Annotated in this window: 7 protein-coding genes; all 7 read right to left on the bottom strand. The window is 62.8% G+C overall.

Features of this window, described 5'->3' with window-relative positions:
• Positions 1-136: 136 nt before the first annotated feature.
• Positions 137-1,339, bottom strand: a complete 1,203-nt coding sequence (locus ACQRCJ_RS08100; protein WP_168934946.1) for a bifunctional nucleoside/nucleotide kinase/histidine phosphatase family protein — start codon at positions 1,337-1,339, stop codon at positions 137-139.
• An 81-nt stretch (positions 1,340-1,420) separates the two neighbouring features.
• Complete coding sequence (locus ACQRCJ_RS08095; RefSeq protein ID WP_168934947.1) at positions 1,421-2,116, bottom strand: hypothetical protein; 696 nt, start codon at positions 2,114-2,116, stop codon at positions 1,421-1,423.
• 654 nt (positions 2,117-2,770) lie between these two features.
• Positions 2,771-3,970: a tyrosine--tRNA ligase gene (gene tyrS, locus ACQRCJ_RS08090; protein ID WP_006007781.1), complete on the bottom strand. Its 1,200-nt coding sequence runs from the start codon at positions 3,968-3,970 to the stop codon at positions 2,771-2,773.
• A gap of 496 nt (positions 3,971-4,466) precedes the next feature.
• Complete coding sequence (locus ACQRCJ_RS08085) at positions 4,467-5,195, bottom strand: hypothetical protein (RefSeq protein WP_168935824.1); 729 nt, start codon at positions 5,193-5,195, stop codon at positions 4,467-4,469.
• Positions 5,196-5,197: 2 nt separating this feature from the next.
• On the bottom strand, positions 5,198-6,460 hold the full coding sequence (locus tag ACQRCJ_RS08080; protein ID WP_168935823.1) for a sulfite exporter TauE/SafE family protein: 1,263 nt from the start codon (positions 6,458-6,460) through the stop codon (positions 5,198-5,200).
• Positions 6,461-6,638: 178 nt separating this feature from the next.
• Positions 6,639-7,403 (bottom strand): YkgJ family cysteine cluster protein, encoded by a 765-nt coding sequence (locus tag ACQRCJ_RS08075; protein WP_168935822.1) that lies wholly within the window; start codon positions 7,401-7,403, stop codon positions 6,639-6,641.
• Positions 7,404-7,789: 386 nt separating this feature from the next.
• Entirely contained in the window at positions 7,790-8,113 is a 324-nt protein-coding gene (locus tag ACQRCJ_RS08070) for a hypothetical protein (protein WP_300706042.1), read from the bottom strand.
• Between the last annotated feature and the right edge of the window lie 231 nt (positions 8,114-8,344).

Here is an 8,344-nt window from a genome sequence, read left to right as displayed (position 1 = left end):
CTCTAAGTGCTTCAATGCCTTGATCATGGATGAGCTCTTTGTAATGCAGGTAATATTCCTGAAGAAGTTGCTTGCGTTCTTCCTTGCTTATGCGCTGCTTGGGCTGTGGTCTGATATAAGCCATTTCTTTCCTGTTTTAGTAGCTGATGCGTTCGATGAGCTTGCGGCGGGGCGTGAGCGAGATGTGGTAGTACTGGTTCTGCGGCACGTTGATGTAGGGGATGTCCTCCTCGCGCTGGCGCAGGAACAGGGAGAGGATGACCCGGTTGATGGCTTGGTGGCCCACCAGCATCACGGGCAGTTCACCGGCTAGGAACAGGGCCCGCTGCAGGCCGCGCCGCACACGTTCGCGCAGCATGGCGTAGCTTTCGCCGTGCGGGTAGGCGTAGTGGTATTTGTCTGCGTTACGGCCTGCCGTGATCTCGGGCATGGTCTCGCGGATCTCGCTGTAGCACATGCCTTCGCAATCCCCGGCCCAGATCTCGTCGAATTCCTTGAAGGCCATCACGCGGGTCTCGTGCCGTCCGCGCAGCAGGGGCGCCGCGGTCTCGTGCGAGCGCATGCGCGTGGAGGTGAACACCCAGTCCAGTTTCTGGTCGCGCAGGTGCAGGGCCAGGGCCTCGGCCTGCATCCGGCCTTTGGCCGTCAGGGGCGGATCGCCACCGATGCGGCCCTGCACGTTGTATTCCGTCTGACCATGCCGTGCCAGGTACAGGCTCTGCACCCACCAGCTGACCACGATCTCGCGGATGGCGGGATAGTAGGGGGAGCCTTCGCAGGGCTGTTCCGCCAGGATGCGGCTGGACATGGTATCCACGCACAGCCAGTACTGTTCCTTGCCCACAGGCTCGTAGATGGCTTCGTAATAGCCGATGCGGCCCACAAAGCTCGCCAGGGCCTCGTCCTCGGTATAGCCCGCGTACTCCGGCAAGCGGGTCTTGTTGCGGATGCAGGCATTGAGCAGCACGGGGTCTTCATTGACGCATTCCAGAAAAAGCACGGGATGATCCGTGAGGGTCCTTTCGATAAAGGCCCGCCGTGCGCGACTGACGTTGGTGGCATCCAGGATGGCCACGTCACCTTCCCGGTTCAGCCATTCTTTGGCCCGGATCAGGTTTTGCCGGCAGATCTCCTCGCGGATCCTGCGACCTTCGGCATTGTCCGGGGAATAGAACTCCGGCAGGGTGGATTCCGCCCCCAGCAGTTCGCGGCGGACGTCGCCGTTGTTGAAGATGGCTGAACGGAAGCCGTCAGCCGCCAGGCCGCCGCAGATGCGCCGGGCCAGACGGGACTTGCCGCGTGCGGGCAGGCCCACCATGACGAGATAGAGCTTGTGCATGAGACTCCTGTGGGGCGTTGGTCTGTACGGATATCAAGAGCCGCCCGGCCGCGCGAGGGGCAGGGCCGGACATCATGCCGGTCAGCGGGCCGCAGGGGCCGCCTTGGGGGCCGCAAGCTGTTCCAGGGCCTTTTTCAGCGGCTTGCCGGGATGCTTGCCGCACCACTCCAGCAGGGCGTCGCTTTGGGCGGCCATGTTCCCCAGCTCCAGGGGACGGTAGGGGCGGTCTTCCTTGAAGGCCTGATAGCCGTCCCACCAGAGGACCAGCGGCAGCCAGTTGTCGCCCTGCCGGCGGAAGGTGCGGCAGGGCTGGGAGAGCTTTTGCCGCGACAGCTTTTCGCGCACTGCCTGCCAGCGTTCCGTCAGGCGGGACATGGGGGCCGCGGCGCAGGCGTCGTGCAGTCGTATGGGCAGGCTGGAAGTCCACTGCTCGCCCTGTTGCCAGAGCTGGAAGGGGAGATCCTCCTTGCCGCTGCGGGCCGCCACATAGCCATCCAGCCATTCCAGCGGCACGTCCAGGCGCAGGCCGCCTCCTGTTTTTTTCCTGTCCACCGCCTGTTCGGCCAGAGGCCGGCAGATCAGGGCCCCCACGCGCAGGTCGCTGTCTTCAGGGCTGCTGCCCAACAGCAGCATCTGGCCGGGTTCCGCCTCCTGCACCGTGATGGTCAGGGGCGATGATACGGGTTTTTGGGGCTGGGCCGCACCGGCAGCAAGGGGGCTCAACAGCATCAGCAGCAGAAAAGCCGCGCACAGCGGGCTGAAGGACGTGTTTCGCATAATTTACTCCTGCCGCAGGATAGCATTGTCGACCGGGGGATTGGAAGCGGGTTTCTCGTGGGGGAAGGGGCGTTTTGGGGCAAAACTGTCCCTTTCTCCAGGCCCCACCCCCGGAAAAAACTTGTTCGGGTGTGGACGACAGGCCCCGCCGCTGTCTGAAGGTGGGGACATCGGGACGTGCCGGAAAAGGGAATGGATGGGTGCCCCTCCGGGAATGCAGGGCGTTTTCGCAAATTGCCGGAGGGTGCGACGAGTCCTGTCATGACAACCGGCAAGGGGCAGGTGATGGGAAAGACTCCGGACTGTGGCGACAGGAAAGCAGCAGAGGGCGTTGAAGTACCGGCAGGGCGGGGCCGATCCGGACTCAGGGGCGGGAGGAACGGCTCAAAAACTTGCCGGAATGAGGAACAACAAGCGGATACGGGCTGCCCGCTTGATGTTCTCCAGGCCGGCCAGGGCTCTGGCAGTGCAAAGCATCCCGTGTGCCGGCTGGATGATGAGGGAAGGATGGCCTTGCCGGTGAGACGGCGACGGGGACCGGCGCACGGACCAGAGCAAAGTTTTTTGAAGGGGTGGGGGAGCGCGAGGGGGCGGGGGGACTTTTTGTTCACAAAAGTCCCCCCGCCCCCTCGCAAAAAAAACAGCTGCGGCAGGCTAGGCCGTGACGGTCAGGCGCAGGAAGCGCTTCTTGCCCAGCTTGATGACGTATTCACCGGCAGCCAGGGGCGACATGGCGTCGTCGCAGCGCTGGCCGTCCACGGACAGGGCGCCTTCCTTGATGAGGCGCTTGGCTTCGCCGCGGCTCTTGACCAGACCGGCGGCTTCCAGGAAGGCGGGCGGGGTGCTGTCGTCGCCCTGGGCGCAGGTGTGGCAGGGGGCGTCGTCCGGCACGCCGCCGCTGGCAAAGACGGCATTGAAGCCCTGGCGGGCCTCGTCGGCGTCCTTTTCGCTGTGGTAGCGGCTGACCATTTCGTGGGCCAGCATTTCCTTGGCGGCCTTGGGATGCACGCGGCCCTGGGCCACGTCTTCCTTGAGGGTGGCGATCTCTTCCAGAGACTTGAAGGACAGCAGCTCGTAATAGCGCCACATGAGCTCGTCGGAGATGGCCATGACCTTGCCGAAGATCTCGGAGGGAGCTTCGTCGATGCCGATGTAGTTGCCGTAGGACTTGGACATCTTGCGCACGCCGTCCAGGCCTTCCAGCAGGGGCATGGTCAGGATGCACTGGCTTTCCATGCCGTAGTGGGCCTGGAGGTTGCGGCCCACCAGCAGGTTGAACTTCTGGTCGGTGCCGCCCATTTCCACGTCGGCCTTGAGGGCCACGGAGTCATAGCCCTGGCAGAGGGGATAGATGAATTCGTGGATGGAGATGGGGCGCTGCTCGCGGAAGCGCTTTTCAAAGTCGTCGCGTTCCATCATGCGGGCCACGGTATAGCTGGAGGCCAGACGGATGAAGTCCGAGGCGTCCATCTTGCCCAGCCAGTGGGAGTTGAATTCCACGATGGTCTTTTCGGGGTCGAGGATCTTGAAGACCTGCTTCTTGTAGGTCTCGGCATTGGCGATGACCTGTTCCTCGGTCAGGGGGGGACGGGTCTCGGAGCGGCCGGTGGGGTCGCCGATGCGGCCGGTGAAGTCACCGATCAGGAAGATGATCTGGTGGCCCAGTTCCTGAAAGTGGCGCATCTTGTGCATGACCACGGTGTGGCCCAGATGCAGGTCGGGAGCGGTGGGGTCAAAGCCCACCTTCACGCGCAGGGGCGTGCCGCGTTCCAGTTTCTTGCGCAGTTCCTTCTCGTCAATCAGTTCCGCCACGCCGCGCTTGATCACGGCCATTTGGCGATCAATATCCATCATCGAACTTGTCCTTGCGTGGAGTTGGCCCGTTACGGGCGTTATCCCGGCAGGATAGCCTCGGCAAAGCGGGGGTGTCAATGTCCCGCAGGGGAAAAGGACGAAAAAGGGAGGCATGCTCCAAGGGAGGGAAAGGCCGTGCCCCCGGGCGGCAGGGAAGGCTGCGGACCGGTGGTGCGCAAGGGATGGCGGGAACGGGGAACAGGCGTCCCGCGCGGCTTCAGCTCCGTCGCGGGCAGGGCCCGTGGGGAAGGAGGACAGCCAGCGTCGTTTTTTGGGGAGGGACGCGGGCAGGCAGGGACGCCGCGGCAGGCGGGCGGCGGGCAAGGAGAGGGCAGAAACAAGGAGCGCCCGCAGGGACGGATGACGCTCGAAAGGGAAGAGACGAGGGAAGCGACAAAGGTATCTCTTCGGCATGCCCGGGGACGGGAATGAAAAAGGCGCCGACGGTTGCCCGTCGGCGCCTGACGTTGCCCGCCTGGAAAGGCCAGACCGGGAACTAGCCTTCCTGCTTGACCTTGGACTTGGTCATGGCAAGGCCAACGCCTTCAAACAGCTCGAAGATAGCGAAGCCATACCAGAGCGTGTAGATGACGTAGAAGATCAGCATGCCGCTCATGAGCCAGATGTGATCCGACACCTTCACGGGTTCCACGCTGTAGAAGTTGTTGCCGGGTTCCACGGCGCGGCGCAGGACCTGGTCAACGACCTGGGCCTCGGCGATCAGGCGCTGCTTCTGCAGTTCCTTGATGGAGGGGCTCAGCACATACCACCAGGCCGCGGCGGCCTTGAGGGCATGGGTGCCGTCGTAACGGGCGCTCACGGTGGCGGCGTCGTTGTGGTACAGGCTGTCGGCGTCGGTGGTGGCGGCGTTCAGCATGGCGGCCAGGTTGCCTTCGTAGGAGACCTTGGCGCCGTCAGCGCTGGCGGTCATGCCGGCCTTGGTCAGCACCTGCACGGCGGTCTCGGCCAGTTCGGCCTTCTTCATGGTCACGGTGACCTTGACGTTGACCTTTTCCACGGTCTTCACATGTTCACGCACGCTGGGGATGAAGTAGGAAGAACCCTTGGAGAGTTCGTTGAACACGTTGTCGGCGTACTGCAGACCGGTCAGGTGGTTGCCCTTTTCATCCTTCATGATGGGAGTGAGCAGCACACAGAACAGGACCAGGAACGAGACCAGCAGGATGGAACCCCGGACAAAGGGGCCTTTTTCATGAATAAGCATAATTAGGCCTCCCCTCTGAGCTTGCCGAGATTAAGGAAGAACTTGCTGAACACCCAGAGGCCGAAGAAGGCCACCACAGCCCAGAAGATCACGTTGCCCACGCTTTCGATGGTGTTCACCACGGACATGGACCAGTCGAGGTATTCCATTTCCACCAGCTTCTTGGGCAGGGTAGCGGCACGGTTGATGAAACCGGAGATGATGGACACGGCGTAGAAACCGCGGATGTGCACGCCCTTGACGACCTTGGTGGTCAGAGCGCCCACCTGGATGCCCAGCAGGGAACCCAGCAGCATGCCCACGGCCAGGGTGTAGAACACGTAACCGTAGATGGCGTACTGGCCCACGGAAGCCAGACCGGCGGTGAAGATGATCTGCAGGATGTCGGTACCCACGGTGGTCATGGAGGACACACCGAAGATGTACACGAACATGGGGAAGGTCACGAAACCGCCGCCCACACCCATGATGGCGGCCAGCATGCCCACGACCACGCCACCGGCGGCGACGATCCAGCCGGAGATGCGACGGCCACCAGGCACCAGGTCTTCGTCAAAGGTGATCATGGGGGGCACGTTCAGGCTCTGCAGCTTGACGGAAAGGCCGGTCATGCCGGCGCTGCCGCCGTGAGCGTCGCCGCTGTCGGCCTGGGTGCCGCGGGTGGCTTTCAGGAAGTCGAACAGGGCGTAGAAGCCCAGGAAGCCCAGCAGCACGGCGTAGATGGTGCTGATGAACATTTCGGACAGCAGCGGGTCGGCATTGTACAGGCCCTTGTTGATGGCGCCGCCCACGAAGGTACCGGCACCGGAGCCCACCAGGAACGCGATGGCCAGTTTGACGGACACGTTACCGAGCTTTTTGTGGACGGTGGTGCCCATGATGGCCTTGGCGAAGATGTGGAACAGGTCCGTACCGACGGCCAGGATGCCCTTGACGCCCGCGGCCATCAGGGCCGGGGTGATGATGAAGCCGCCACCGGCGCCGATGCAGCCGGTGATGAGGCCGGCCGCCAGACCGACGGCGATGGAGGCCAGGAAAATGGTGGTGGTGTAGAAGGCCGGCGCATACGCGCTTTTGCCGCCCAGCATTTCGTGGGCTTCATAGGCTTCGGCACCGCACACAAGCAGGATGGGCGCGGCCAGGGCCAGCAGGAACAGCATCTTTTTGCGGTTCTTGATGATGGACGTGGAGACTTCCAGGTCCCATTTGGCGTAGGCCTGCGAGCTGCTTAACAGAAATTGATACAGTGATCTGCCAAAACTCATAACTCCTCCCGGTATGTTTGCCGTCAAAAACAGCAAAAAACATGCCATTTGTGCAAAAAATCCCAATCGCCAGCTAACATGCCGTAACCAAAAGAGATACGAAAAACAAAAACACCCTGCTCCCCTGATGGGAAGCAGGCTGTCAGATGTCAGCTTTTTTTACAGTTGCAAAAAAAAGCTACTTTTTGTTCAAACCTTCGCTCTGTCCGAAGATGACCAGTTCCAGCCAGTCCAGAGCAAAGTCCAGCGTGGCTTCGTCGGATTCCATGACGGCCTTCTGGCGCTCTTCGGTGATCTCCACGCGGCGGAAGATGCCCATTTTTTCGATGAGTTCGCGGAACTTGTCCAGCTGGTAGAGGCAAAGGATGACCATGGTGGCCATGCGCGGTTCCAGCGGCTTTTCCGTGGCCTTGACCATGGCCATCAGGCGCATGTAGCGGTCATTGGCGGCATTGTACTCGTCCAGTTCCTGGCTGGCCAGCCAGGTCTGGGCCGTCCATTCCTTGCCTTCGTCAAAGCCGTGGCAGTGGGGCTCACGCACCAGGAAGAAGCGTTCGTCCACGCCCTCGTGGCCCATCTTGGTGCCGCGGCCCAGGGGGTAGAAGCGGCAGGCGCCGGGGCGGTTCTCGTACACGGAACAGCCGCCGGGCGTCACGAAGGGACAGGGCTCGCCGGGGCCTTCCAGCATGCGCAGCAGAGGCAGGGGGAAGCCCGTGTCGGGGAAGGTGCGCATGCGGGTGAAGTCGTTGAGGAAGGCCTCGCTGGGCATGTTGTTCATATGGCGGCGCAGGCGCAGCACGTCATAGGGGGTCAGGGGCAGGGTCAGTTCCGCACAGCAGCGGTTGAAGCAGGGAACTTCGGGATGGCAGGCAAAGCAGAAGGTCTTGCCCGGTTCCAGCTCGGGCAGGTTTTCCATGAATTCGCGGCTGGCGTCTTTTTCCATGATGCGTTCTCTTGTTGGAAGGTTGTGGGAGCGGGACAGTGCTTGGGAAAAATTTCCCTAACGCACGCTGTCCTGCTTGCTTGTATCCTCTTCCGGGGTTTGCTGCAAACTTTTTCGTTCCGGAAGACGGGCTGCGGTGCCGGGGAACGCGTCGCAGCCTCTTGGCAGGCATGTCCGCTGCGGTGCAGACATCGCGGGCGCTTCTGCGTAGCGGAGCGGGAGCTTCCCCCCCTGGCCGGCGTCACGGGGTGCCATGCCTTCCCTTTTATGCGGAGGGAGCGGCCATGCAGCGTGTGCCCGGGCCCCTGTTGGGGAGAACGGGTGTCCCCAACATGATGCAGCGCCGGGACTGCGGAGACCTGCGCAGGGGGCTGCAGGGCGGGGCTTCAGTCGCGACGGCCCGGACGCCAGGAGCCGTCCCGCTGGATGCGGGGCCGGGGAAGACGGTGCTGGCCTTCGGGACGCAGATGGTGCTTGTTGCGGAAGTCGTCGTAGCCCTTGCGTGCGGGATTGCCCTGCCATTGCCGCTGGGCGGGACGGGCGGAAGACCGGACGGAGGACGAAGGCTGCCGGACAGAGCCGGTCGCGGCGGCCACGCTGGTGACGGAGGACGGGAGAGGGCCGCTTTCTGCGGACACCTGCGCGGCGAAGGCGGGAGCGATGCCCAAAAGGCAGAGGACGGTCAGCAGGCGGAGAGGCTGGCGATACATGACAGGACCTCGTGGCGGGGGACAGAAGGGGAGAGAAAACAGCCATCTTGAGGGGGCGCCCCGTGTCTGGGCATCCGGCTTTTGAAAAAAAGGCCGGAAACCACCGGACGAGACGACATGATCATGGCCTTTCCCCGATAACAAAAAAGCGCCCCTCTCCCGCAGGAGATGCCGCTGCCTGTCCTTTCCCATATCCCCCAGCCCCGAATGGCGGGTTGTGGGGAGGGAGGG

This window comes from Desulfovibrio sp. SGI.102, from assembly GCF_050314315.1.
GTDB lineage: Bacteria > Desulfobacterota > Desulfovibrionia > Desulfovibrionales > Desulfovibrionaceae > Desulfovibrio.
This window is presented reverse-complemented; position numbering and strand designations above follow the sequence as displayed.